At 47.5% G+C, this 26,283-nt stretch carries 17 protein-coding genes and 1 pseudogene; 9 read left to right on the top strand and 9 right to left on the bottom strand.

Features of this window, described 5'->3' with window-relative positions; translation table 11 throughout:
- Nucleotides 1–2 precede the first annotated feature (2 nt).
- Nucleotides 3–1,052, bottom strand: coding sequence for a GNAT family N-acetyltransferase (locus CJA_RS09085; protein ID WP_012487480.1), 1,050 nt, complete (start codon nucleotides 1,050–1,052; stop codon nucleotides 3–5).
- 143 nt (nucleotides 1,053–1,195) lie between these two features.
- Between CJA_RS09085 and pvdQ the strand changes: the two genes are divergently transcribed.
- Entirely contained in the window at nucleotides 1,196–3,550 is a 2,355-nt protein-coding gene (pvdQ, locus tag CJA_RS09080) for a bifunctional acylase PvdQ (RefSeq protein WP_012487479.1), read from the top strand.
- 113 nt (nucleotides 3,551–3,663) lie between these two features.
- Here pvdQ and CJA_RS09075 read toward each other — a convergent pair whose 3' ends face one another.
- Nucleotides 3,664–4,686 carry a FecR family protein gene (locus CJA_RS09075; RefSeq protein WP_012487478.1) on the bottom strand — a complete coding sequence of 341 codons (1,023 nt, stop codon included), beginning with the start codon at nucleotides 4,684–4,686 and terminating at the stop codon, nucleotides 3,664–3,666.
- A 244-nt stretch (nucleotides 4,687–4,930) separates the two neighbouring features.
- Here CJA_RS09075 and CJA_RS09070 point away from each other — a divergent pair, with 244 nt between their 5' ends.
- From CJA_RS09070 to CJA_RS09040, 7 genes are all read left to right on the top strand, one after another.
- Nucleotides 4,931–6,076, top strand: a complete 1,146-nt coding sequence (locus tag CJA_RS09070) for a cupin-like domain-containing protein (RefSeq protein ID WP_012487477.1) — start codon at nucleotides 4,931–4,933, stop codon at nucleotides 6,074–6,076.
- The gene (locus CJA_RS09065) at nucleotides 6,076–7,242 is read left to right on the top strand and encodes an acetyltransferase domain-containing protein (protein ID WP_041551384.1); all 1,167 of its coding nucleotides are present in this window, start codon (nucleotides 6,076–6,078) and stop codon (nucleotides 7,240–7,242) included. Before CJA_RS09070 ends, CJA_RS09065 begins: the two co-directional genes overlap by 1 nt.
- Before the next feature lie 172 nt (nucleotides 7,243–7,414).
- On the top strand, nucleotides 7,415–7,651 hold the full coding sequence (locus tag CJA_RS09060; protein ID WP_148208839.1) for a hypothetical protein: 237 nt from the start codon (nucleotides 7,415–7,417) through the stop codon (nucleotides 7,649–7,651).
- Between the two features lie 196 nt (nucleotides 7,652–7,847).
- The gene (locus CJA_RS09055; RefSeq protein WP_012487475.1) at nucleotides 7,848–10,952 is read left to right on the top strand and encodes a phosphorylase b kinase regulatory subunit alpha/beta; all 3,105 of its coding nucleotides are present in this window, start codon (nucleotides 7,848–7,850) and stop codon (nucleotides 10,950–10,952) included.
- Nucleotides 10,953–11,059: 107 nt separating this feature from the next.
- A complete protein-coding gene (locus CJA_RS09050; protein ID WP_012487474.1) occupies nucleotides 11,060–12,511 on the top strand; it encodes a TrkH family potassium uptake protein in 1,452 nt (483 codons plus the stop codon).
- The gene (locus CJA_RS09045; protein WP_012487473.1) at nucleotides 12,508–14,043 is read left to right on the top strand and encodes a sensor histidine kinase; all 1,536 of its coding nucleotides are present in this window, start codon (nucleotides 12,508–12,510) and stop codon (nucleotides 14,041–14,043) included. Before CJA_RS09050 ends, CJA_RS09045 begins: the two co-directional genes overlap by 4 nt.
- 62 nt (nucleotides 14,044–14,105) lie before the next feature.
- Nucleotides 14,106–14,792: a response regulator gene (locus CJA_RS09040; protein ID WP_012487472.1), complete on the top strand. Its 687-nt coding sequence runs from the start codon at nucleotides 14,106–14,108 to the stop codon at nucleotides 14,790–14,792.
- Nucleotides 14,793–14,855: 63 nt separating this feature from the next.
- On the opposite strand, the gene CJA_RS09035 is transcribed toward CJA_RS09040, so the two are convergent.
- The 6 genes and pseudogenes from CJA_RS09035 to CJA_RS09005 form a co-directional block, all read right to left on the bottom strand.
- On the bottom strand, nucleotides 14,856–16,007 hold the full coding sequence (locus CJA_RS09035; RefSeq protein WP_012487471.1) for an IS4-like element ISCja2 family transposase: 1,152 nt from the start codon (nucleotides 16,005–16,007) through the stop codon (nucleotides 14,856–14,858).
- 446 nt (nucleotides 16,008–16,453) lie between these two features.
- A pseudogene (locus tag CJA_RS09025) lies at nucleotides 16,454–19,525 on the bottom strand (Tn3 family transposase).
- Nucleotides 19,526–19,598: 73 nt separating this feature from the next.
- Entirely contained in the window at nucleotides 19,599–20,543 is a 945-nt protein-coding gene (locus CJA_RS09020; RefSeq protein ID WP_012487468.1) for a SprT-like domain-containing protein, read from the bottom strand.
- Between the two features lie 287 nt (nucleotides 20,544–20,830).
- On the bottom strand, nucleotides 20,831–21,745 hold the full coding sequence (locus CJA_RS09015; RefSeq protein ID WP_012487467.1) for a site-specific integrase: 915 nt from the start codon (nucleotides 21,743–21,745) through the stop codon (nucleotides 20,831–20,833).
- A 51-nt stretch (nucleotides 21,746–21,796) separates the two neighbouring features.
- Nucleotides 21,797–23,227, bottom strand: coding sequence for a DEAD/DEAH box helicase (locus CJA_RS09010; RefSeq protein WP_041552177.1), 1,431 nt, complete (start codon nucleotides 23,225–23,227; stop codon nucleotides 21,797–21,799).
- Entirely contained in the window at nucleotides 23,227–23,763 is a 537-nt protein-coding gene (locus CJA_RS09005; protein WP_041551378.1) for a hypothetical protein, read from the bottom strand. The genes CJA_RS09010 and CJA_RS09005 overlap by 1 nt, the downstream gene beginning before the upstream one ends.
- Before the next feature lie 8 nt (nucleotides 23,764–23,771).
- Between CJA_RS09005 and CJA_RS09000 the strand changes: the two genes are divergently transcribed.
- Nucleotides 23,772–24,080: a helix-turn-helix domain-containing protein gene (locus CJA_RS09000; RefSeq protein ID WP_012487464.1), complete on the top strand. Its 309-nt coding sequence runs from the start codon at nucleotides 23,772–23,774 to the stop codon at nucleotides 24,078–24,080.
- Between the two features lie 117 nt (nucleotides 24,081–24,197).
- Here the strand turns inward: CJA_RS09000 and CJA_RS08995 are convergent, their stop codons facing one another.
- Nucleotides 24,198–26,144: a cytochrome c/FTR1 family iron permease gene (locus CJA_RS08995; protein WP_041551376.1), complete on the bottom strand. Its 1,947-nt coding sequence runs from the start codon at nucleotides 26,142–26,144 to the stop codon at nucleotides 24,198–24,200.
- Nucleotides 26,145–26,283 lie beyond the last annotated feature (139 nt).

The following is a 26,283-nucleotide window of genomic DNA, read 5'->3' as shown; positions in this document are numbered from 1 at the left end:
GCCTATAACAATATTGAAGGATGTATATGGTTTCCCTGAAAGAAGTTTTCTCGCAATAACATAAGAAGTTGTGCTTTTTTGTGTGGAAACTCAAAGGTTTTTATTGTCCCGAACCCAAACTTATGGGCATTGCGAATTAACTTAATATTGTCATGCCTTGGTTCGGCGACAATGCGTTGTGTGCGGGAATCATCAAGAAAAAGATAATGTTGCAATGAGGGAAACCAGGCGCAGAACCAATCTTTCCCTCTATAGGCCTCTTCTCCCACTAAGAGATGCCAGCCGCGATCATAGTCATCAGGTATGTAAAATGGAGCAATTCGATCCTCTTTTGCCCAATAGATTTCAAAATAAGCAAAGGGTTTTTCGTCAAAGCATCCAATGATGGTTTGGCAATGAGCATCTTGTTCCAATGTTTGTAGATAGTCAGATAGTGTTTCACAACTATCGGCTTGTTGCCAAAATTCAGCAACTTGCGGGTTGTGCATCCACCGGTGGAAATCTATTAAGTCCTCTTTGATATCCAGTGCCCTGAAACTTAGGGTTTGACTCAACCAGGGAATAAAACGGCGATATAAGGTACCTGTTTTTTTGGCTGGCCGGATGGGGTGCCGACATTGGGCATTTCCCATAATCAGCTGTTGTGGATAAGGAGAAGAAGGGAAGGTCAGCCATAGATCATTTAATTGCCAAAAAATATCTCGACTGATAACCATTTTTCCGGTAGGAGATATATGTACCATACCGGATTGGAGTAACAAAGATTGAAGTGATGCACTCAAGGTTAGGTAAATTCTATCCGGTAAAGGTATTTGACCGAACAGGCTTTCAAGTATGGGGAGTAGTCCATCATAGTCACCTTCTTCTGTGGCTAGAATGCCGGTTTCAGGTTGCCATGACCAAATCTGCTGTTTTGAATGTGGTGTTGGTTTTACAGTCAATACCTGATTGTGGTAATACACCGTCACCGGTATTCCCCGGCAATAGCTGATATAGGTTCCTGTTAGCTTTTCCTGTTCGTCCAGGACTTTTTTTATTGGTAATCTAGACATAATGAAGTCTCGCTTAATAAATGCTCCCTACTATAAACGTATCATTCTCATCGCTCTTTACCCCTATAAATTTTACTGTTGGATGCTCGTTACCTACTTAGTACTAATAGGCTATTTATTAATGTATAAAAGGGGAACAGTAAATGTTCGGTAGGCAGAGTATTTTTCCAATATTGCGTACAACTATAGAAAAGCTACCGATATTGTTGATTTCTATAATAATTGGATTTCTGATCAGTTGTGCTGTAAACACCGAAAAACAGCAGATAGCCGATATTCGCTGGACAACCTATGGCATTCCTCATATTAAGGCAGATAATGAATTTGGCCTGGGATATGGAATTGGTTATGCCTATTCACGTGACAATGCTTGTCTCCTGGTGCAGGAAATAATTACTGCAAATGGAGAGCGTTCCCGCTTCTTTGGCACTGAAAAAACATCCAGTGCACAGATCAATAATCTTGCATCTGATCTATTTTATTCATGGTTGAATAATGATTATCAGGTTGATACTTTTTGGCAAAAACAACCAGAAGCTATCCAACAATTATTAAGGGGGTATGTACAGGGATTTAATCGCTATCTTGCGGAAGCAAAACCAGGTGATATAAGTTGTCAAAAAGACGAGTGGCTAAGGCCAATCCTGACCCAGGACCTGGTTCGTCTTGTACGTAGCCTGTTGGTGGAGGGAGGATTAAAACAGTTTGTCGGTCCTATGATTGGCGCCTCTCCGCCACAGCATTTAGATAGTATGTCAATTCGTGCCAATACCAGCCAGTTATTAGCTCATATTGAGTTCGATAGGAACTGGTTGTTTGGTGGCAAGTCCGTCTCATCACTGGGCAGTAATGCGCTTGCAATAGGTAAGGCCCGTGCGATGAATGGCAAGGGATTGTTATTGGCAAACCCCCATTTTCCCTGGGAGGTGGGAGCACAACGCTTTTACCAGATGCATTTGACTATTCCTGGTAAATTGGATGTGATGGGGGCAGCACTACCGGGTTTACCCTTGATCAATATTGGTTTTAATCAGCACATAGCCTGGACCCATACCGTTGATACCTCCAGCCATTTTACGTTATATCGATTGAAGCTCGATCCCAAAGATCCAACACGATATCTTGTAGGAGATGAGTCACGACCACTTAAGAAAATAACCATAACAGTGTCTGCCAAGGATAATGACGGTAATGTATCCGAAGTCAAACACGCCATTTATGAATCTGAATACGGCCCTGTAGTGGTCATTCCCGGAATGCTTGCCTGGGACAAAAATACGGCTTTTGCTCTACGCGATGCCAACCGGGACAATACCCGTGTTTTATCACAGTGGTACTCGATAAACCAGGTGCGAGATACGAAGGAATTGCAGCGAAGCCTGGCCCAATTACAGGGAATTCCGTGGGTAAATACAGTAGCTGTAGACGCAACGGGAAAAGCGTTGTATTTGAATCAATCTGTTATACCATTTTTGACTGATAACCAGTTAAACACTTGTGCTGATCCAATGCTGATCAAACACGGATTGGTTGTGCTGGATGGCTCAACGCAACAATGCCAATGGATAGTTGATGAAAGAGCTGCTCAACCTGGTATTGTTCCGGCGGTTAAGTTGCCGGCGTTAGTACGGGAAGATTATGTCCAAAACTCCAATGACAGCGCCTGGTTAAGCAACCCATTAGATCCACTAACGGGTTTTTCGCCATTAGTCAGCCGATCTGATTCGCAACTTGGATTAAGGACGCGATTTGCAGTCAGTCGTCTGCAGGAATCAAATAGAACAACGGCGGCTGATTTACGCGAGCTGGTGACTGACAACCGCGTGTATTTGGCCGATCTGATTATGGATGATCTTCTTAGCTTGTGTAAGTTACATAGAGACAGCAAGGATTTAAAGCAAGCTTGCGCAAAATTAGACCAATGGGATAGCAAAGCCAACGTGAACAGTGGGGCTGGCTTGTTGCTTTTTTCTGAATTTGCCATGGGGTTTGCGCAGATAGAAAATAGATGGCGCGTTCCATTTAATCCAAAGAATCCGTTACACACGCCCTACGGTATCAATTTGGACAACCCTGAGGTGGTGCAAGCTGTAGTGACCGTATTGCGTGCTGCTAATGATAAGTTAGAGAACATGGGGATTCCATCTAATATTCACTGGGGAGATATACAGGCCGTTGTAAAGAATGGTCGCAAAATCCCAATTCCGGGGGGCTATGGTGAACTGGGTGTGTATAACGTTATAGAGTCTGAGCTTGATGAAGATTATTTCAAAGTGACCAGAGGCAGTAGTTATATTCAATTGGTTGAGTTTGACAATGCAGGCCCCAAAGCGTGGGGAGTACTGGCTTATTCTCAATCCAGTGATCCGCTATCTGAACACTTTGTTGATCAAACACAACTATTTTCCCAGCAATCGTGGCCTGAATTACCATTTACCGATGTGCAAATCGAGTCTGGCGTATTGAAACGCATCACACTTTTTCCCCAAGGAATATAAATAGTCGCCATGTAGGGTAGGGATGGGGAAGGGCACCGCCTTACTTTATTCATTGCAGCTAAATAGTGTTTTTGTAAGTGGAAACACTATTTGGCTGCAACATATGGTGAGACTTAATGCGGATAACTGGAGATTTCTATACCACTCCAGAATCGTTTTTTGATAGATAGGGGCAATATTTGGGGGAGGGCAGTAATGAGATCATCAAGATTTTCGGTATTGTAGATACCACCAATGCGTAAATTGGCCACAGTGGCATCGGTCAGGATAATAGATTCATCAAGATAGCGAGCAATCTGTGGTATGGCTTTCGCGAGAGGTTGATCATCCAGGATGAGCTTGCCGGATTGCCATGCCAATGCCTGGTCAAGATCACCAAATGATACCTTGAGTGAGTATTTAGCCGTATATTCTGCTTTCATGCCAGGTGTCAGATGAACAGTATCTTTGCCATTTTGGACGATTACTGAACCTTCTGTAACAGTCACTGCAACATCTTTTCCATATTTCCAGACATTAAATGCTGTTCCTGTAACCGTTATCGTCCCGTTGGCTGCACTGATTTTAAAGGGGTGTTTTGTATTGTGCGAGACATTGAAAAACGCTTCTCCATTGCCATTAATACTGACATGGCGCCTGTCGCGGTAGTTGGCATAACTGATTTGGGTGTTAAGGTTCATTTCAACCCGGGTGCCATCGGGTAATATCACGTGGCTGCGGGCTTGTTCCGTGCTGTAACGATGATATTCATTTGGCACACAATTTAATGTCCAACCAAGGTAGCCCAGTGTTACCAACAGGATGCTTGCCAGTGATACCGCCCAGGCGATGGATTGCCATGGCCAATAAGGTGTTTTGGCCGCGATTGGCAAAGGCTGGGTAGTTTTTGGGGAGGTATTGGCTTGTGCCCATGGGGAAGATATTGTTGGCGTCAATTGCTCACTCAGCCCCCAAACCTGGCGTATTTTGTTATAGGCCTGTTCATGAGCCGGATCTTGCTTGAGCCACTGGTTAAAGGCTACCTGGTCCGCTGGACTGCACTCGTCCGAGTGTATGAGCATACACCAGTCTGCCGCCGCCCTGACTATAGCGTCAACGTTATTATCTGCTGAGGGGATATCGGTTTGCTTTTTCATTAAGATATTTTACCTCAAAGCTCCCTGATTGGCACAAATATTAGGGGGTCATCCTATTTTAGGACCCATCTTGCCTGAAAGAAGTTGCACTTCCTATTCGTCTTACTCTAGCTCAACTCTGGGTTAATGGTTCCCCATTCAAGATCATTTACATAAGTTGATAGGCTGCCAGGTAAATTTTACTTTAATCATCTCGTTTAAGATGCTGTGAGATAACAACACTTCTTTAATGAGGATGCCAAGAATGGAGCTTGAGAGAATTGCTGAAAAAATATTCGCCCGAGCAAATGAAATTCCCGGTATGCAGGGGGTGTTGGCATTTCAGTTTACTTCTGGCGACAGCCTTTCCATCACAGTATCCGATTCAGTGAAGGTCGGGCATTGTGATGCTCCTTCCGATGTTACGATCAAGATGTCAACCGATGACTTCGTTGCTGTAGCCAATAAAAGTCGTGATCTTGAACGCTTATTCACGGCGGGGAAAATCCTGGTAGAAGGCGATTTCGGATTGGCCACCTTACTACCCCAGGCAATTCGAGCATCCCTGAGTGACAGGAATACCGAAAACAAAATTGATTCAAATGTTGAAGAGCAACGCTTTCCTGCGCCTGAACGCTATTCAGAGTTTGTAACAGCTGCACAGCCACCACTTCGTACAGTAGAGCGGTGGGATAGTGATGACTTGTCACCTGAGGTTTTCTATCAGCAGTATGTGCTCCCATGCAAACCGGTCATCATTACCAATGCCTTGAAAGAGTGGCCGCTTTACAACATGAGCCAGGAAGAAAGTGTACTTCATTTTGAAGGACTGCAAGGCATGATCCGAACAGGTGATTATGTATCGCAAACTTTTTCCAAAAACCGCAAGTTCAAAGCTGAATCTATGGCAGACTTTATTCGCTCCGCTAAAGCATATAAAACAGGAGATAATAAACTGCCTGAGTATCTCGGTAGTAATTCACTGCCGGAATCCCTGGAAACATTAATTCGCTGGCCGGTATATTTCCGACATGACCAATATATTCCTCCACGTATCTGGATTGGCCCCCAGGGTACTGTAACCCCCTTGCATCGCGATGACTCCGATAACCTGTTTGCCCAGGTCTGGGGAGAAAAAGCTTTTATTCTTGCTGCACCGCATGAGCGAACACATCTATATGCCTGGGCTACCCACAAGGATGGCGGCCTCGAAGGAAGCGAGGTTAATGCCGAGGAACCTGACTATTCCCGTCATCCGGAAGCACAAGAGGTTAACTTTTTAAAAGTGTTGGTTGGATCCGGTGATATGTTGTTTATCCCTGATGGCTGGTTTCACCATGTTCGTTCACTTTCCTTATCGCTTTCAGTGAACTTCTGGACCACTTCAGTTCGACGTGCCGGAGAGATGTGATGAGCAGTATGACGCACACTGACCGTTATCAGGGGATTGATGTTATCAGGGGATTGGCAATTGTATTGATGGCTCTGGATCATATTAGGGATTATTGGGCTCCTACGGCTTTTTCGACATTGGATCTTTCCCACACATCCCCCGCATGGTTCATGACGCGTTGGATAACTCATTTTTGTGCCCCGGCTTTTATTTTCCTGGCGGGGGTATCTGCTTATCTCCAGTTGGCCAAGCAGGGGGATAAAATGGCATTAAGCCGCTACCTGTTGTTGCGGGGATTGTGGTTGGTCTTGTTGGAAATCGTGGTTGTCAATATCAGCTGGAAGGCAGCCTTACCCATTGATTATCTCTGGCTACAAGTGATTTGGGTTATCGGTTTATCAATGATTTTCTGTGCCGCCGCTATTTGGTTGCCTGTTTTGCCACTGGCACTATTGGCAGTAATAATGGTGGCTGGACATGATTTGTTAAATGGTATTCAGCCCACCGATGGATGGCAGTGGTGGTGGCATATTTTGCATCAACGCGGTGGGTTCGAAGTGTTTAACAGCGGGTATCACTTTTTCATCGCCTATCCTTTGTTACCTTGGCCCGGAGTGATGTTGTTGGGTTATTTATTGGGCCACTTGTATGTAAAATATCCCCAACATATTGTGCCCTGGACTACCTTATTGGGTGGGGCCTCATTGTGCCTGTTTATTGTATTACGGGCCTGGGGACAATACGGTGATCCTTCTCCTTATCTCGCCCAATCAACCTCTGTTTTTTCCATTTTGTCCTTTCTGAATGTGAGTAAATATCCCGCATCGCTGCAATTTATCGCTATTACCTTGGGATTATGTTTATTACTAATGGCATTTGCCCAGCGATTCCAGTTTTGGGGGGCAAGTATATTAGCTACTTTCGGTAAGGTGCCGCTGTTTTTCTATTTGCTACATATTCCATTGATTCATTTATCCTCACAAATCTGGACCGCTTTGAACTACGGTAATGCGGTAAATATGCTCACGGCGGGTTCTGATGATTGGCCGGTAGGATATGAGCCAGCATTGTGGCGAGCCTATTTAGTGTGGGCCGTATTTCTGATCGGCATGTATTTTCTTTGCAGGGCATACTGGCGCGTGAAATCAACCAGACGAGATGTATGGTTATTGCGTTGGATTTAGCAACACAGGGCTGCAACTACCCGTACCATTAGGGCGCGCGCCCACCAGTTATTCAATTCGCAACAGACTTGTTGCTTATCCCCAAAAGAAGGCGAGGGCGTTAATCCGGTTATCCAGGTTTCCGCTTGGTTCTTACTTATCCAAATGCACCTGGTTCCAGGTGCTGTATTTTGTGGCATCCATCAACGACCTGAACTATTTTGAGGCACAGTTGCCGGATGACCGAGCCGTCACGCTAACGACTGAACAGCTGTCACGATTCGGTTATACGCTAATTTATCGCGCTGGCTCCGTTTTTGCTTTTGAACTCAAGGGGGTCACTGTGTATGCTTTCAGCAAACCTCCGGCACCCATCCGGGAGCGCGAAGCGACTATGGAGCGTAGCGCGACCCAACTGGGTGCCTTGTAGATTCGATAACCGATAGATAGGCAGGTTGGCGGGAATCAGGGTTGTGGCCTAAAGATGACTGATTGGTCATTTTAGGGTTTGGGATGTATAACTGCGCATAATGTATATTATGTTAAATTAAAAATATGCCATTCCCAGTAAGCACATACCTGCATTTTTCGCTGCCCCGCCTTGCATAAGGCAAGTTGTAGATCCTATGAAACACTCTCAGCTTCTGGAACGTTTATATTCTGAAATCCATACCGTAATCCTTAACCGCCAACACCCGGTATCCGGTTTGTTACCTGCCAGTACGGCTGTTAATAATCATGGTGATTACACAGATGCCTGGGTTCGCGATAATGTTTATTCAGTGATTTGCGTCTGGAGTCTGGGATTGGCATATCGCCGTCAGGGAGAAAACCATCGCAGTGATCTGTTAGAACAAGCCACCATTAAACTCATGCGCGGTTTGTTACAGGCGATGATGCGCCAGGCTCACAAGGTAGAAGCCTTCAAATATTCGCTCGATAACCGCGATTCCCTTCACGCCAAATACGACACTGCCACAGGCTTGCCGGTTGTGGCCGATGATGCCTGGGGACACCTGCAAATAGATGCAACCTCCCTCTACCTATTGATGCTGGGTCAAATGAGTGCATCAGGTTTGCGTATTGTTTGTACACCTGATGAGGTGGATTTCGTCCAGAACCTCGTTTATTACATTTCAAGTGCCTACCGCACCCCGGATTACGGGATTTGGGAGCGCGGGAATAAAGTCAATAATGGTAAGACAGAAATTAATGCCAGCTCCGTGGGTATGGCTAAAGCAGCATTGCAGGCCATGGATGGGTTTAATGTATTCGGCAAGCACGGCGATAAACGGGGGATTATCCATGTGATTGCTGACGCCATCTCCCTGGCCCGAACCACCCTCGCCTCACTACTTCCCCGCGAGTCTCTTTCCAAGGAAACTGATAGTGCCCTGCTGAGTATTATCGGGTTTCCTGCGTTTGCTGTAGGCAAGGAAACCCTGGCACGGCGAACACGCGATTCAATCCTGACCAAATTAGGCGGGAACTATGGTTGCAAACGCTTTTTATGGGATGGCCATCAAACGGTTTTGGAAGAGAGTTCGCGCATTTATTATGAACATGCCGAGTTAGTGAATTTTGCCAATATTGAATCAGAATGGCCGCTGTTTTTTACCTATTTATATATTACCGCGCTCTTTGATGGCAGCGATGCAACGGCTAAATACTATCGTAAAAAACTGGAATCCCTAATGGTTCATGTAGATGGCTATGGTTTGCTACCTGAGCTTTATTATTTGCCGCAGGAAAATATCGAGGCAGAAAAGAAAAGCCCGCGCTCTCAGCCGCGTGTGCCCAATGAAAATATTCCCTTGGTTTGGGCGCAGAGCCTTTATCTAACCGGACTAATGTTAGATGAAGGATTGGTTAGCACAGATGACCTTGACCCCCTGAAAATGCGCAGGCGCTCTACCCGGTTTATCAAGTCCAATATTGCTTTGGTGGTACTGGCAGAAAACGAAAGTATTAAAAATCAGCTAGTAAAATACGGTGTTATTGCAGAAAGCTTGCAAGATATTAAACCTATGGGAGTTGTTTCAGCCACTGGTTTAATGGAGGTGTACTCCCATGTTGGTGAGAATAAAAGCCTGGGATTGACCGGGCGCCCTCGTCGTCGAGCACAGAGTTTGGCTACCTCACAAACCTATGAAATCAACAATAAGGTTTATTTAAGTCTCTCCTGGATGCAAACCGAGCGAGAAGACTACCGCCTTTTCGATGCTCAATGGGTTGTGGAGAACCTGACTCGGGAAATTGAATTTATTTACAAGAATTGGCTAAGTAAAGAAGTCGCTGTTTTTACTCTTATGGTAGACCAGCGCTTAAGCGCCATACCCAATGTTAGTGTTGTATTTGATGCTTTGCGCGATTTGCAATTACGCAACAAATATGAATACGTCGGCTATGCATCAGCTAATCTTGCTTATCGTGCTTCACGGGTCAATCACCTGAATGTCCCCTATTCCCAAATTGTATCGTTAACAAATACGACCAGTGCTGAACAGGTAGCGGATGCAGAGGGGCATATTCGCCCTGAGCTGTTGGAGCCCGTAGCCAGAGCCCTGCTGGAAAACTTTTACACAGAAAGCGATATTATTACCTATCGTAAATTCGCCAAGTACGTAAAAGGCCGTTCACTGGATTCCAATATCGGGGCTAACGGCGCACACATTAGCTTGCTGGATTTGATCCGCGATATTTTTGTACGCTCCCAAAAGGTTAACTACTGGTTACTATCTCGCTTTTGTTTTGCCCAATTCAATTATTCATTGATTGATCTTACTGACAGCCTGACACTACTGGCTGCAAGAAACCTGGTCATAACGGTTGGAGATAATAATTTTACGGAAATCAAGGTTGACCAGTCTTTTTCCAATGCCAGCTATTTTGAGGGAGTCCGCAAGCTTTTTCCCGATGAGTTAGAGCGCACCCTGATCCAGGAAGTCCTGTCAGCCATAGGTTCGTTGATACGCTCTGACCCACCGCTGTTTGACGGTCTGCACTCTGTGCAGTTACGTAACTTTATGTTGCTATGTGCCATGGACAAGGGGGACGCCGAAGACGTCAGCCTGGTTGAATGGGTTGGCTTGCAATCACCAGCCAAGCTGTACAAGAAAATTCGCACAATCCTGACGTCACGCAAAAAAGTATTTGCCCAGGGTATCAATCACGTGACGCCCTATAAAATCCATCACCAGGAATCTGCCACAGAGGATGAAAACTCCATACTGAGCGATGCTATGGATACAGATTGGCTGGAGTGGCGTACCGCTCGTGGATTGATTACTCATTTCGATAGCAATTTCCTGCGCGATATTTGGCACAGCTTAATGTGCGCACGTATATTGGTATTCGGCATGGATGGCTCCAGTCATGCCCTGGATTGTGAAATTACACGCAGTTCCATGACACCGGGTGAAGATAGTTTCGCCCATCTTATTGACCAGCTCACACACCAGTTACATCCCGCCTATTATAAAAGCGCAGTTGTCGAAGCCCTTTATGCATTTACCCAATATTGTATTAACCACCCTGATATACGTTTCCATGATCCCCTGGTATTCCGCCAGGTTCTTGAGCGTGCGGCCAAGCGCTATGTTGATGAGCGCCGCTCACAGATGATGAGTTTCGGCATTGAAAGTGACCTGACACTTTTTATGCAGCAGTCTCCCCACATCCTCAACCTCTATGTCACCTTGGTCTATGCTGAGATAACGCAATCCAAGTAGCCACGCTGGCCCTGGCCTATATACCCAAACTCGGCAGGTATATAGGCTAGTACGCCGACAAGGTTTACAATGCCGCAACTTTTTTGCCTGGCCAATAGACGAATATTATGAAATTACTAGGGCCTACCCTGTTCATTTTAGGGGCAATCCTGAATCTCCTTGCCTTATTCATGCTGGTTCCCCTGGCCTTCTCCGTCATAGATGATAGCGATAACCAGTTAGCATTTTTTGCCTCAGCCACCATAACCAGCCTCGTTGGCATTGTTTTCCTGCTAATTGGACGCAAGGCTAACTTTGATTACATGCAGCCCAGACAGGTATTCCTGATTACCAGTGGCTCCTGGTTAGGCGTTTGCCTGCTAAGTTCACTCCCCTTTTTATTAATCGATAATCCCCTCTCCCTGGCAGATTCTATTTTTGAGGCTGTGTCTGGCGTTACCTCTACTGGCTCCTCGGTTATTTCAGGATTGGAAAAGTTACCCCGTGACATTTTGCTCTGGCGATCACTGCTTAACTGGATTGGTGGCATAGGGATTATTGGTATGGCAATCGTGGTATTGCCATTTTTACGGGTCGGGGGTATGAGGCTATTTAAAACCGAATCCTCAGAGTGGTCGGACAAGGCAATGCCAAGAGCGCGCAGCTTAATTGCCATGATCATATACTGTTATATATCCCTATCAGTCCTCTGCTTTTTGTTATATTGGCTGGCAGGTATGGATTGGTTTAATGCCATTAACCACGCGATGGCCACTGTCTCAACCGGTGGTTTCTCTACTGCTGATAGCTCCTTTGCCCAATTTAACAACCTGCTAATCCACTGGATTTGTATCCTGTTTATGTTTGCGGGTGCTATGCCCTTCGTACTGTTTGTCAGACTGGTGGTGAGCCACAATTGGCGGGTATTTACAGATACCCAGGTCAAGGGGCTATTGCTGGCAATCGTTTCAACATCTTTAGTCGTCAGTATCCATTTGATTATCTCGGAGCAGATGCCTCCCCTACAGGCGATTACCATGGCGACGTTTAATCTGGTCTCCGTCATCACAACAACCGGGTTCGCATCTGCTGATTACCAAACCTGGGGATCACTCGCGGTGATGATTTTCTTTTTTGCAATGTTTATTGGCGGCTGCTCAGGCTCTACCAGTGGTGGCGTCAAAATTTTCCGTTTACAGATTTTTGGTGGTTTAATGCGCGAACAGATTATTACCGCCATTCACCCCCGCGCCATTATTAGCCGCCGCTATAATAATCGCTTAATCAGCTCGGAAATTATCGCCTCGTCCATTTCTTATATGTTCCTCATGATGGGGTGTTTTATCGTTATTGCTATTATCCTGGCATTGACAGGCCTTGATCTGGTGACGGCTATTACCGGTTCGGCAACTGCAGTCATGAATGTGGGACCTGGTTTGGGCAATATTATTGGTCCAGCGGGTAATTTTGCACCTTTGAGCGATACAGCCAAATATGCACTGTCCGCAGGAATGTTACTGGGGCGTCTTGAGTTTTTGACGATTCTTGTATTGTTTTCACGAGTATTCTGGCGATCATGATTGAGTCCCCACCCGGTTTTATAAAACGCTTTGCCTACCCTATTGGCATATTATTCCCCTGGTTGCTGACGCCGTTTGCGTTTTTTATTACTGATTATCTGCCCAAAACCAATGTTCCCTTGCTATACATCAGCATGGTGGTATTTATTGCCATCAATGTTACGGTGGAATTAGCCATCATTAATGCAATCTCCAGTTTTTTTGCATTTAGTTTTTTCTTTGCCGAGCCATACCACTCTGTTGTCATTCATAACGACGAAGATTTGCTGACAGCCTCGCTGTTTTTATTTACGTCTGTGTTGGTCGGATATATGACGACACAGCATAAAAATACGATACAGAAAATACGATTTCGAGAACTCATGACCGATATAGAACTGGAGTTGCTCGAAAAACTGCCTAAAGCACTTAACACCGATGATGTTATCCGTGCTTTGCGCGAAGCCTTGATCCCCTGGAAAGAACGTTGTGTGCTGATTACACCACAGGAAAACTGGGCGACACATCCCATGATTCGACGACTTAGCCATCAGCGCAAAACGGATTTGGAAGAATTGCTGGGACATCGCCTGTCAGACCACTACGAGCAGGAAATCAGTGAACTGGAGCGTGTTCACGATGTTTATATCCTGTATAACTCACGCAACATTATTGGCTTGGTCAAAATTGCAGTTGAGGATCTCAAGCATTTACCCAAAGACATTTTTGTTTTGTTAATGCATCAGGTCAACATTTCACTTGAGCGAACCCGCCTGGCGGCCGAGTTGGAAAAAGAAAAAATCGCCAAGGAAAACGAGTTATTACGCTCTGCCCTGCTGTCTTCTGTCTCCCATGATTTCCGCACGCCCTTAACCAGTATGATTGGCGCGACCTCAACTGTACTTGAGTTGGGAGAGCAACTGTCACCGCCGCAAATCAATGAACTGCTCACCACAGTATTGGAAGAAGCCCAACGCCTGAACCGTTACATCCAAAACCTGCTGGATATGACCAGGCTGGGTTTTGGGCAGCTGCGTCTTGAGCTTGCCTGGGTGACCATTGAAGAAGTTATGAGCGTCACCAAAAAGCGGCTAAAGCCGTTGCTAATCAATAACGATTTGCTTTTGGATATTAGCCCTAATGTTCCTCCACTCTATGTCCATTCAGCGTTATTGGAACAGGCCATTTTTAATATTGTGGATAATGCCATCAAGTTTTCACCGCCGGGCGCGCCGATAAAAGCTCGGTGTTATGCGACCCAACAACAAATATTTATTGATATTTGCGATCAGGGGCCCGGTATCCCGGAAGATGAACGGGAGCGGGTATTCGAGCGTTTTCACACCGCGGAAAAAGGCGACAGGCGCAAATCCGGCAGCGGTCTGGGCTTGACTATATGCCAGGGAATGATTGCCGCTCATGGAGGAACAGTCACCATTCACGATAATTTTTACAGCCCTTCACAGCCACCTGGATGCTGTATGCGGATTACCTTGCCATTGGTCCAGGAAGAGAAACACCAGGAGCAACCCGAGGACAGCGCCAAGATTTAACGCGCTATTACCGCCCCTACTGGCCCATAGCTGCTAGACTCGTCGCATCAAGGGGAAATGATATGCATAACATTCTTATTATCGACGACGAACCTCAAATTCGTCGTTTTTTACACATAGGCCTGAGCGCCCAAGGCTACAAGGTTGCTGAAGCTGAGGTGGGGCGCCAGGGATTGAGCATGGCGGCAGATAACCCACCTGACCTGATTATTCTCGATCTAGGCCTGCCAGACCTGGATGGAATGGTTGTCTTGAAAAAGCTGCGCGACTTTTACCATGCCCCTATCATCATTCTCTCTGTACGCAACCGCGAGACAGAAATTGTGCAGGCACTGGATGCTGGCGCCAATGATTATGTCGTCAAGCCATTTGGCATCCAGGAGCTGCTGGCACGCATTCGCGGCTTGATTAAAGCTTTTGGCCCTGCCGATCAATCTGTCAGGGAATTCCAGGACGAGCGTATCCATATTGATTTGCAAGAGCGAAAATTGAAGGTGGATGGTGAGATCGTCAAGTTATCCAGAAAAGAATTTGAGCTGCTAAAACGCCTGATTAATAACGCGGGCCGCCTGGTTACCCAACAGCAACTACTGCGTGAAATCTGGGGAGGGACACATGTTGAAGACACCCATTATTTGCGTATTTTTATTGCGCGTCTGCGCACTAAATTAGGTGATGATCCATCCAACCCCCGCTATATTGAAACCGAACCTGGCGTTGGCTATCGATTTTTGCCCACTCTGGAATAATCGCTCCACGCAAAGCACCAATAAAAAAGCGGCGTCATGCCCACTGCTGTCCCATAGTTCTACTCATAAGGCGAGCCTCATTTGAGGCTCGCTTTTTTTATGATTCGGCGGGTCCGGTATCAGGATGCTTTTTAGACTCCTACGCTCAAACAAATTTAACTGAATTACCCTCATGATCCGTTGAACTGTCCATCCCGCTTTAGTGCTGTGACGCGAAAATGCCAACAATAGATACGTAATCATGGCAATCCGAATTTGTGTTAACACCGCATTTCTTGAAGTGCCCACAAACGCTTTGATCTTCAGGTTTTGTTTGATCGCTTTGAAGAACAACTCCACCTGCCAGCGATCCTTATAAATCGCTGCAATTGTGGCCGCCGCCAGCTGAAAGTTGTTGGTGAGAAACTCATAGAATTTGCCGGTTGTTGCGTCACGATAGCCAATTCGACGCAACTTCGGTGCGCCGCGTTTGATCGCATGAGCGCTGGATAATTGAATGACCTGATCACTGATAATACCTTTGCTGCTGTCGGCATAGCGACGTTCTTCCACGCGATAGACGGCTTTGGCGCGCAAGCGGGTTACAAAGAAAACTCCTTTATCTGTCAATAACTTAAACCAGCGGTAATCCACGTAGCCTTTATCAAACGCAACGATGCTGCCTTTGGGAAAATCAAATTTTCGTCCCTCAATCATGTCGTTTTCCTGGCCATCACTGAGTGCGACAAACTCCGGCACTTGGGTGCCATGATTCAGGCCAACACTTAATTTTACATTTGCTGTGTCATCTCGATGCGCCGCCCAGGGAAATACCGACAGCGATAAATCAATCGCGCTGGCATCAAGGGAGTACAGCGGATTTTTAAACTGGAATTTGTGTTTGCCCTGCATGGATTTACAGCGGTGAAGCAGACGAGCAAATACGTGTTTGTAGAGTTCGGCGGGCTGTACTTCGTTGATTCGTGCCAACGTTGAACGGGCTATTGGCTTGGCACCGAGATGATAAAGTTTATGCTGCTGTGCTTCGAGATTGGATTGAATATCACGCAAGCTTTGGCGGCCAGAGAGCTGCGACATGGCCATGCCGACAAATTGATCCCAGCGGGTGGCCGAGCGCAATTTTTGGCCGACATGATGCTTTTTAGCTTCCGCTTCAAATTCATGTCTCGATAAAGGTTTGAGTAGTTGATGAAATGCGGTGTTAGAATGTGACAAAGCCTGTTTTCCTTTGTTTTACCAATGTTTGGTCGCACTTACATTGTATCAACTTGGAAAACAGGCTTTTCTTTTATCTACAAACTATGGGACAGCAGTGGCACAAGGCCGGTTTTTTGTCAGTTGCACAGATGATATTCAGGAATGTGCTTTTAAATATTCGCCCAAGCGTTTTTGCACAACAGCAGCCAATTCATCAGGTTGGAATTTGGACAGGAAATCATTACATCCCACCTTCTCCACCATGGCTTTATTAAAGCTACCACTAAGCGATGTATGCAGTACGACATATAAAGGTTAAGTTTAAACAGAACTGATTTTTTGTCCGTAGATAGCTGAAAATTTGCAGCTGGTTCAATGAGTTATGGATGAATCGGTTTCCCAAAGTCCGGCGCGTTGATTCACCTTTTTTTGGGAAACCGTTTCAAGCCTGGTCGGTCTTGCCGTTAAATCCCTTCCGCTCCCTGGATCAAAGATGGGTTAATCATCCCTTTAAAGTCGAACTGTTGTGAGTCCCGTAACGTCGCTTCCGAGAAATCAAATTGACCATGAAAGTTAAAATGTTCCCAGGCTAACAAGGAGGACGATTTTACTTTTCGCAGAATGGCAGCCCGCTCCTGCTCCGATCGCGCGTGTAAAAGCCGTTGCGACACAAACATAAAATTCCAGCAGACAACAACGTTTTTCAGGATCCGTTTGCAGGATTCTGCAAGCGCCTGCTCTTCCTTCAACGACTGGGTATATTCAAGGCGACCCAGCGCAAGTTCCTTGTTTAATCGATTGCCGGATTCGCCTTTGTTTAATTGCTTCATTACGGCGTCACGCAGGTCTGGATCATCAATGTAACGCAGGATGTACAGGGATTTGGGAATCCGGCCAAATTCCTTTAATGATCGGTATAACAAATTTTCATCTTCCGCATACGAATTAAGCCGTTTAAAAATTTGTGAGGCTGTGACTTACCCCAGTTTGATAGAGGTCACGAGACGTAAAATATCGTCCCAGTTTTTTCGTAACAACTCGATATCAAGCCGCTTCTCCGGCAAGACCATGAACTTTTTCTGTTTATAAACGGAGGGATATTTAAAGGCATATAGGTGTTGCCGATGCACATTTTTAATACGTGGCGCGAAGGAGAATTTGAGTAAGTATGTCACGCCGAATACAGCTTCGGTGTAGCCATGGGTATCGGTTGAATGTAGATCGGATTTGACCACCTCATTTCGCAGTAAACCATCAATCATGTAATGGGCTTCGCGCTCAGCGCCGCTAATCACTTCCGAGTGGGGAAACAGACACCGCGCATCCATGAAGGAGTATTCTGCAAGCACAATATCCCTTCCACCGTATTTAAACGAATGATTTGCATTGAACGATTCTTTTGAGACTTTCCACTTTTGTCCGTCACTGGACGTTTGTAGGCCAAATTCAGTGAGAAACAGCTGGGACAACGGCAGCTTGTTTACAAATCGAATAATGGCATCACTTGCGCGCCGGGCATTTTCAAGGTTGAAGTAGGATGCATAAATGGATTGTAAAACGGAATTTTCAATATCGCGCGACAGCTTTGCCAATCGCCGCGTATTCATGTGCGCACCCATGCCGATGATGCCCGCATAAAAATTCCGATCCGCTGGCCGCTCTTTCAAGTAAGCGTGATCCTGGTGCTCAAACTCATCCAGAAAGTGAGTGGCCATGTTGACCGTGTGGATTGCTTCCGCAATGGGAATCAGCACATCCTCCGGAAGAATGTCCACATCGAGTGTTTGCGTCAATGCCAGGTTTTCGCCAGAGGTGTTGCGCTCGGATGTCAGCTTGTAACCACCCATGCCATCCGATTCAATGTAATCATTTTTGTTTTCCAAAAAATGCTCATTGGTTTCCACGTATTGGGCATCCAATTGCAACGCAAGGGTATCCAATACGGTATTGGCGTCGGCAAAGTCCTGCATGTTGGCTTGCGTAAGCAAATACAGCCGGTCTGCTGCCCATCGTTCCGGAGAGATAAGATATTTATCCAGTTTTTTGTAGCGATAGGAATCCACGATACTGAGGGAGTCACGTTTGACGGCATCGGCAATGTGCATGAACAGCAGCACTTTATAGAGTGATTTGTTAATGACCTTGTCGGTCTCTACAAAACCCTGCTCGGATTTCGTCATGAAACTGATCGGGAATTTATTATCAATATTGCCTTTGGTTTGTTTAAAACGTTGGATGGCGCTGTACAGTGCCGCACAACTGTTGTCAGCGCTAAATTCCAGGCGCAATACGATGTCATTGCATTTGCGTTGCAGTTTCAGTGAAATTTCTTCATAAAAGCGCATGGTTAACGCTTGTCCGCTGACGCGCAAGAGATCTTGCTGAACATCGGTAACGTGCGTGGCGATCTCTTCACCGGCAACTTTTTCCGGTGACAGTAATTTTCTGCCGCGCTTCACTTTTTCCGTATCACTTAAGGTGGGGCTGTCCAGGGTTTCTCGCAACGCGTGCACCACTTTGAGTAATTGACCGGTGTCTTCAACGAGGCGTCGGGTATGTTGCGTATGGGTATTGCGCTGCAAAAAATATTCGTCTTTAACTTTGCGCTCCACCTCATGGCGCGCTGCGGTAATGGCGGCCATCAATGTGTCCGACATCGTGTCTTCCAATTGCCGGAATTGGTGGACCACAAACGTGGACAGGTGCAGATAGCGCGCAGGATCCTTCAACCGTTTAATTTGAAAAACCTGTTTTTTGTTAACCCGCGCCGCGAAATGTTTAAGCCCGTCGTGGGTGTAATCAAGCGTTTCAACCAAGGGTTTGCAAATATCGTACAGCGGCTTCAGTACATCGAAGGCCTCATTGTTTTCCTTGATTTTCATGGGCCGGATGGACTGCTGGAATCGCTTCAGCAATGTCAGTCGATGCACCTGCCATTGGTCGCCTGACTCCGGCACTTTTTCAAACAATTGATCAAGTACGATGCCATTTTCTTTGGTGAGTGTCCGGGTGATTTTTTTCACCTGCTCCGCCAGGTGTTCGTCATACACCGTATCAACGGTTTTTTTCACCGTCATAAAATCGGGGGTTTCAATACGATGGTCAAACAGCCAGCGGCACACTTCCTCAAAACAGCGATCCGGATTTTTTTGCCCGCGCACAAGATTTCGAATCAGTGTGTGCAAGGGATCAAGATTGGCCGCCTGAAAGGCGGTATAACCCAACTGCTGCATGATCTGTTGGCGGTGGCGATCCCGTGTTTGTGGACGGTATTCCTGCCAATTAAAAACACCATTCAGTGTGAATTTGCTTTTCAGATAATCAATATCCGCTTGATTGGCAGAGTCATAAAACTGCCCAGTGGCACGGAAGTATCCGTAGGCAAGCATGATGTACAGTTTGTTGGCATCACCGCGAATCGTCGCTAATACTTCTCGCCCGAATTTTTCATCGGCGTAGAAATAGCGCTTTCGATCATTGGCTTTAAACGTGGGAGGACTATCGTGGAATATCTGGATATCTGACTTGTCTGACATACAACACTCCTTGCATCGTTAGTGGACTAGCGGAGTGTGAAATGTACGGGTGTTATAAAAAATTTAGTGAGGTCTAGGTCTCTCCCAGCAGCGGTTTTTTGCAATCCCCACACTCAATATTCAGACCGGGTTTGCCCCAGACCTGGATATGGCAGGTTTTGCAACAATATTTGATGCGGCCGGATTTGGCCCGTGGCCTGGAATCGAATATTTCCCGGATGAGCTGCTGTTCGGCCTCATCCACATCGTCCCGCTGGAACACGCCCTCCCATTGGGCGGGTGTCGGCGTATCGGCGGGAACAAACGAGTCCGTCCCAATGGACGCCGAATCTGCCAGAAGAAGTTCTGAATCTCCATCATCACCGGGTGGCAGATCACGCGCGGCCATCAGGGTGGCTGTGGCCATCACGGGTGCGGTGCGCGCCGCCACCAGCCGGGATGGTCCAGGTTTTCTGAACAACCCGGCGTCCAGTTCAATGGCATGCCCCTGGAGATCATAGACCAGGATGGGTACCGCGAGCCGTTGGACCGGGTAGCGATCTACCCACGGCAACATAAAACCTTTGCCGAGCAATGCCTGGCAACTGCGGTGGAAGGCACCGTCGTAAATAACGTAGTCCATCATCCATTCCCCGGTTTTTTCACCACCGGGAAGCCCGTTGGAGGATGGCATAAGGCCAATCCGGGTCATTTGTTTGGCCCACTCGATATTGTGGTAACCGCGTCGGCCGGGTTTGCCAAAGTGGGCTTGCCAGATATGCGCCATCTCATGGCACAGGGTTTGGCAGATTTCGATCAAGGGATATTTGGCGAAATATTCTGGATTGACCGCGAGTTCATCGACATACTGGCGCTGAGCATTCACCCACCGCCCAATCGAGGCATAACCCATGACTTTACGCTGACGATGATACGTAATGATCACTTCCGGGAGTTGCCCACCGAAGAGTGCTTCATTAAAATAGTCGTACGCTTTTAACAGCGTCTCGTAGGTATCGAAGGTCGCTCTTACTGTCATTGCCTCCCGCTTTCTCCCCCTAATCTCGCTATTTTCGTGTGTACAATCCAAAAAATGCACGCATTTGGTGCATTTTCCGCTATTCGACTTCATCCCTGGATAGTGCGACTGGATCAATGTAGCGAATTTTTTTCATACAATCTACCAAAGGATGATAAATGCAGCACACGACGACTGATCATCCCGTGATCCAAATCATACAAAGATCCAAAAATGAGAAAGGCTATGGACGATCCCTCACGGGATAGCCGATTGAAAAGAGAACAATTGCAATGGGTGGTTTGTTCTTAGGAAGGTAGCGCCAGCGCGCTGGTGGCAAACGGATCGGTATCGATGTAGCGCATGGCGGAGCGGACATCCTTCCAGCCGATGTATTCCATGGTGGCTTTCAGGTCCCAACCATTGGCGTTGGCCCAAGTGGCAAAGCCACGGCGAAGTGAGTGGCTGGAAAACTGATCGGCATTCGCAATACCGGCTCCATTGATGAGGTTCCGCAGTATTGCAATGAAACTTGTCGGGTGCATGAATTTCGTCCCCTGGTGACCCCAGCGATCAATAGCGGGAAACAACGGCCCTTGCGTCAGGCCCGACGCCATAAGCCATGTATGGCAGGCCTCGACCGGACATAATCGTTGCAAGGCAGGCACCTTGAACGTGGCTCCCACGTACTTCGTTTTGGTATGGGGTAGATAAAGTACCATGCCTTCACCCGGGCATAACTCCAGGTGTTCAACGCAGACTCGGCTCAGCTCATCGCTGCGAAAACCCCGCCAGAACCCAAGAAGCAGTATCGCTCGATCACGCAGAATTCTGAGTTGTTGCGTCCGGGTCGCGCCAGCGTCGAGCTGTTGTGCGAGACTTCCATCAATGCATTCCAACTGTGTGATCACCAGGGGTTTTGCTTGTTGGGGACGGGACGGATGCAATGCCTGGATGCCTTTCATTACCTTTTTTACCAGCGGGCTTTTGGTGGGATCGGGAAAACCTTGGCCTTGGTGCCATTGTGCCAGCGCTGCAAGACGCTGGTTGAGCGTACTGGTCGACAACTGTCCGGCATAATTCGCGAGGTATCGCGCCACACTATCGGCTGTCGCCGGTAAAAAACCGGCCCATTCAACTTCAAAATGCTCGATCGCGCTCTGGTAGCTGCGGCGGGTGTTGTCCCGCGTGGCCGCCTGGATGTAACGATCAATATCACTCATAGGTTGTCCACTGTGGTTTAAATCAGGACTGAGGCTATCGGGCTTTCATGGTTACGACAAGGGGCGATTGGGCTCCGGTATGTAAAGCTGGTGCAACTGCAGCAACTCCTGGCGAAAGCGACCAAACATATTAATCGTGGTGTCGTAAGACTGGGCGAGCAAGGATATGTGAATCGGTTGCAACCCACCATCATCTGCAAAGGCGCTGGGCGCAAGAAGATTCTCCAGTATGATTTCCCCGGCGTCCAACATCGGTGTCGGCGGCTCATCCATTTTAATGACAACGGGAATTCCATCGTCCTGAGGTGGCATGGTTTCGCGGCGAACAGTTGCTGATGCCGGTATTTCTTCGGCCACCCGATTGGCGTACTCCACAAGGTTAGGTTCTGCCGGTAAATACAAATAACTCTCTCCCGGCTGGGCCTCCATACGCAGAATTCGCCCCAATACTTGTCTGAAATGCAATTCGGTTTTGACCCGCGTTAAATGACAGCAGACCCGCAAGCGCGGGATATTAGTTCCTTCACTCACCATGCCCACCGAAATAATCCAGAGGTCGGTGTTATTGCGAAACGCATCAATCGCCGCGTGAGCATCGTCTTCCAGGTAGGTCGCAATGCAGGCGCGCTGGCCGAGATGGCGTTCGAGCAATACGGCGATTTTATGGGCGTGATCCACCGATGCCGCGACAATCAGACCGCCGGCCGTAGCATGGTGCTTACGCACCTGCGATAACTTTTTGGCCGATTGCTTGAGCAAATACACAATCAAGGTATCGTTATCGATCAATTGCTGGTAGGAACACTCGGATTCCTTCAATAAATCGGCGAAGGAAGAGTAACGGTCGGTCTTATCGCCGTGTTTCACCACAATGCGATCATTGTCCACGAGGGTGATACTCGGTGCGCGACAGACATTATCCCGAATAGCCTGGGCCAGTCCGTAGACAAAATCACAGTGAATTCGGTTCTCCTGGCAATATTGGGAAAGCGCGATGGGAATTCGGTCGGAACGCCAGGGTGTTCCGGTGAGTGCCAGTGTATAGGCGGCGCGTCCCTGGATATGCCGGATGATTTTTTCACCCCAGGCATTGGCGTTTTCCACACTGTCCCCGGCGCAGTGGTGAATTTCATCAAAGATGACCAACACCCGGTAAGCCTGTAGCAGCTCCCAAAATCCGTCGTCCAGGTGCAACATCGACTGATACGTCAGTGAGCAGCCGCGCGAGCCGATCAGTCCATCCATTCGCGCTTGCGTATGCGCTTGCAGGCTAATCTGGAAATCCGAGGCCACAATAATCGAGGGCGAAAAACACACCACCAGATCGATCAATCCGAGCACCAGTAACCGTTGTGCAAGGGTCGCAGCCATCGCGGTCTTTCCGGCGCCGGGTGTAGCCAGACACAGAAAGTGATTATCACCACGACGAAATTGGGTTAACGCTTTTTCAACACAGGCAGATTGCCAACCACGCAAGCGCATCATGGTGATCCCGTTTCACGGGCTAACAGGCTTTCCAGGGCCTTGACCCGTCCGAGCAGTTTGGAACATTTGTCCCGCGACTCGTTATAAAGGGGCTGGATTTCATCGCGTAACTCAGGCATCTCTGCGCAAATCGCGTCGTATTCCTCGGTCTCTCCCATTGCCGACAGCATTTCCAATTTATGCCGCCTCAGACGCTCTTGAAGGGGCTGGCGCGGGTCCTCTTTCGGTGGTGATTCCACCTGAATCTCCGGCGTTATGGCTAGCGGTGTCTCGGATGGAGGTACACGTTTAAAGAATTGGGCGGTCAGCCGGTACAGCGGCCAACCAGAATCCACTACGACCCGGGTCATATCACCCGCGCTGATCAGCCGCAGCATATTGCGGTACACGAACTGGCGTGCCGCTTTTTTGGATTGGTGGAGACTGAGCGGATCCTTTATGTAGGTTTCTGTCAGGTCGTCGACGGTGAATTCACGACCCTCTAACCGGGACAGGACTGTCATTAGCCCCGACTTGACCGTGAGAGATTTCATGATAGAGATTGGCGCCCCGTGTCTCGAATTTCGCGCCATTCTATCCTGTCTCTATCATCGAGACAATGAAATCATCTCCTTACTCACCTCAGTATGAGCAGCTACGCACCTGGCTAAAAAAGCAGCGGGAAGCGAGTGGCTTGACGCTCCGCGAAGCCTCGCTCGCCATGGGGCGGCATCATTCGGTTCTGGGTAAGATGGAACAGGATCGCCGGAAAATTGAAGTCCTTGAGTTTGTGAGGTATTGCCAAGTCCTGGGCGTCGATCCTCACGAGGGTTTGGATATCCTCATCAACTCACTTGAAGACGGCGACTGAAAAAGCAAAAAGCCCGACGATTTCAAGAATGGTCGGGCTTTTTCAACTTTGATTTTATTCCCCTTTTTCAAGCCGCTTTACACCGTGTAAATGTATTTCGTAAATATCAATTATTTTTTATGTTTTGATTTCCTTATTACTGGTTTTAATCCAGTCAAAACTGAAATATCCCACTGCTATCAATGTAACCACTGCCTGTGAAGCGAATGTCTCTAACGTCGGATAAAGACCAAGCCATTCTATGCGAGGAGCAGCAATTAGATTTACACCAATCCATCCTGCTTCTTGTAACGCTGACACGCCTTTACCTGTCAAAATTACTGCAAGGATCATTACCAGGATGGACGTGAAAGAGAAAAACATCTCTAACGGCATGCGTGCAGTGGTGCGCAATAATATCCATGCAATCACAACCAATAATAATACTGCCGTTAAAAAGCCAGCGATCAGCGCTCCACTGTTGCCATCTGCTGCCAGTGCGGAATAAAACAGCACCGTTTCAAAAACTTCCCGATACACCGCAATGAATGCCAGTGCAAATAGCGCCCATGCGGATCGACTCGAAACCGCTGCTGATAGTTTTCCTTTCAGATAATCTTGCCACTTACCCGCGCTGCTTTTTTGATGCATCCATAACCCAACACTCAGCAAAACGACAGCGGCGAGTAATGACCCGACACCCTCGGTCACCTCGCGGTTAGCTCCACTGATTCCTATCAAATAGGTTGCTACCACCCACGTCAGGACACCCGCTATCAAGGCACTTATCCATCCTCTGTGAACGTGGCGGAGCGCATCGGGTTTATCCGTCTTTTTCAGGAACGTGATCATGCCGATAACAATTAACAATGCTTCAACTCCTTCGCGCAAAAGAATCGTGAGCGCCCCGATGAAAGTAGTCGTCGGGTCTGTTTTGGCTTCTTGCAATAAGCCATCAACTTGCGAGAAAAGCTGCTCTAATTCGGCAGCCGCTGCTTCAGCATCATCAACCGTTCCTTTAGCGACGGCTGAGCGATAGTTAAGCATTGCTCTTTCAACGGCGATCATCAACGCACTATCACGAGTAGCGACTACGGGTTCAAGCGGTTCAAAACCATCCAGGTATGCCGACAAGCTCAAGCGGGTAGCACGATCTCGATCTCCGGCTCGCACAGCGGCGAGGCTTTCTGCAAGACGTAACCGCGATAACGCCAAGCCCACGGGTTTGTTTGCTTCTACTACGGCGGGATTGGCCCTTAGGTATGCCATTAGGGGACGAGCAGTATTTTCTTGCGTTGTATCGGCCAGTGCTGCTTCAGTGATTGTGGTGAGCGCGGTTAAATCGGTGAAGAGGTTCTTTGCCTGCCCATCGTTGCTATCCCACAGTTGCTTGCCCTGTTCGCGCATGGATTCATCGTAAGAAAATGTACCGATATAAAATGCGAGCGCCCATCGATCCTCTTCGGGTAGTGAATTAAAACTCACCATCGACGTGCCTTCCACCCCTTGGGAAATTACCTGATAAAGCGCCATGATGCTGCGCGTGCGAGCACGCTCCGCATCCGTAAACGCAATGGGTTTGGGCTCCAACTTTTCTGCAAGCGGACCATCACCTTTTCCTTCGGTGCCATGGCATGAAGCGCATTGCACTGCATACAGGGATTGACCGCGAACAAGATCGGGAACAGTTCCTGGCGCTACCCGAAAGGGATAAGCAGTTATCAAGAGTGCATTTGCTTGTTGCGCAAGGTGGGCGACATCGTTAGCGGCGTGTTTTTGCAGGACAGCTGCGCGCAGTTCGGCAATTTTGCTGGCGATGTTTTGCTTGGATTCATGCTCGGGTAACGACTGTAACTGCGTGCCCGCATTCATTGTGAAATCCAGCATTTCAGCGTATTCCGCTTCGCTGATGACAACACCGTCTGCGACCGCTCCGCTGTAGTCAACCGCGACGTAGTCAAGGAGCTGCCATAGCTGCTTTGAATCTCCGGGGGCAGCGTTTTGTGCGAATGCAGAACCCGCAATCAGAAACCAGGTTACAAATACACTCCTAATACTCATATGGAAACGTTTCGAATTATTCACCGTTGTTTTTACCTCCAAGTTTAGGAATCGAGTGGATATAAATCTGTTCACTATCAATTTTGACCATCATTGACGTGAGGCAAAATGCAATGAGTATCCTGGACAGGGTAATCATAAAAACTCTTGCGTAGTGAACCTC

Source organism: Cellvibrio japonicus Ueda107 (genome assembly GCF_000019225.1).
In the GTDB taxonomy this organism is placed as follows: Bacteria; Pseudomonadota; Gammaproteobacteria; order Pseudomonadales; family Cellvibrionaceae; genus Cellvibrio; species Cellvibrio japonicus.
This window is presented reverse-complemented; position numbering and strand designations above follow the sequence as displayed.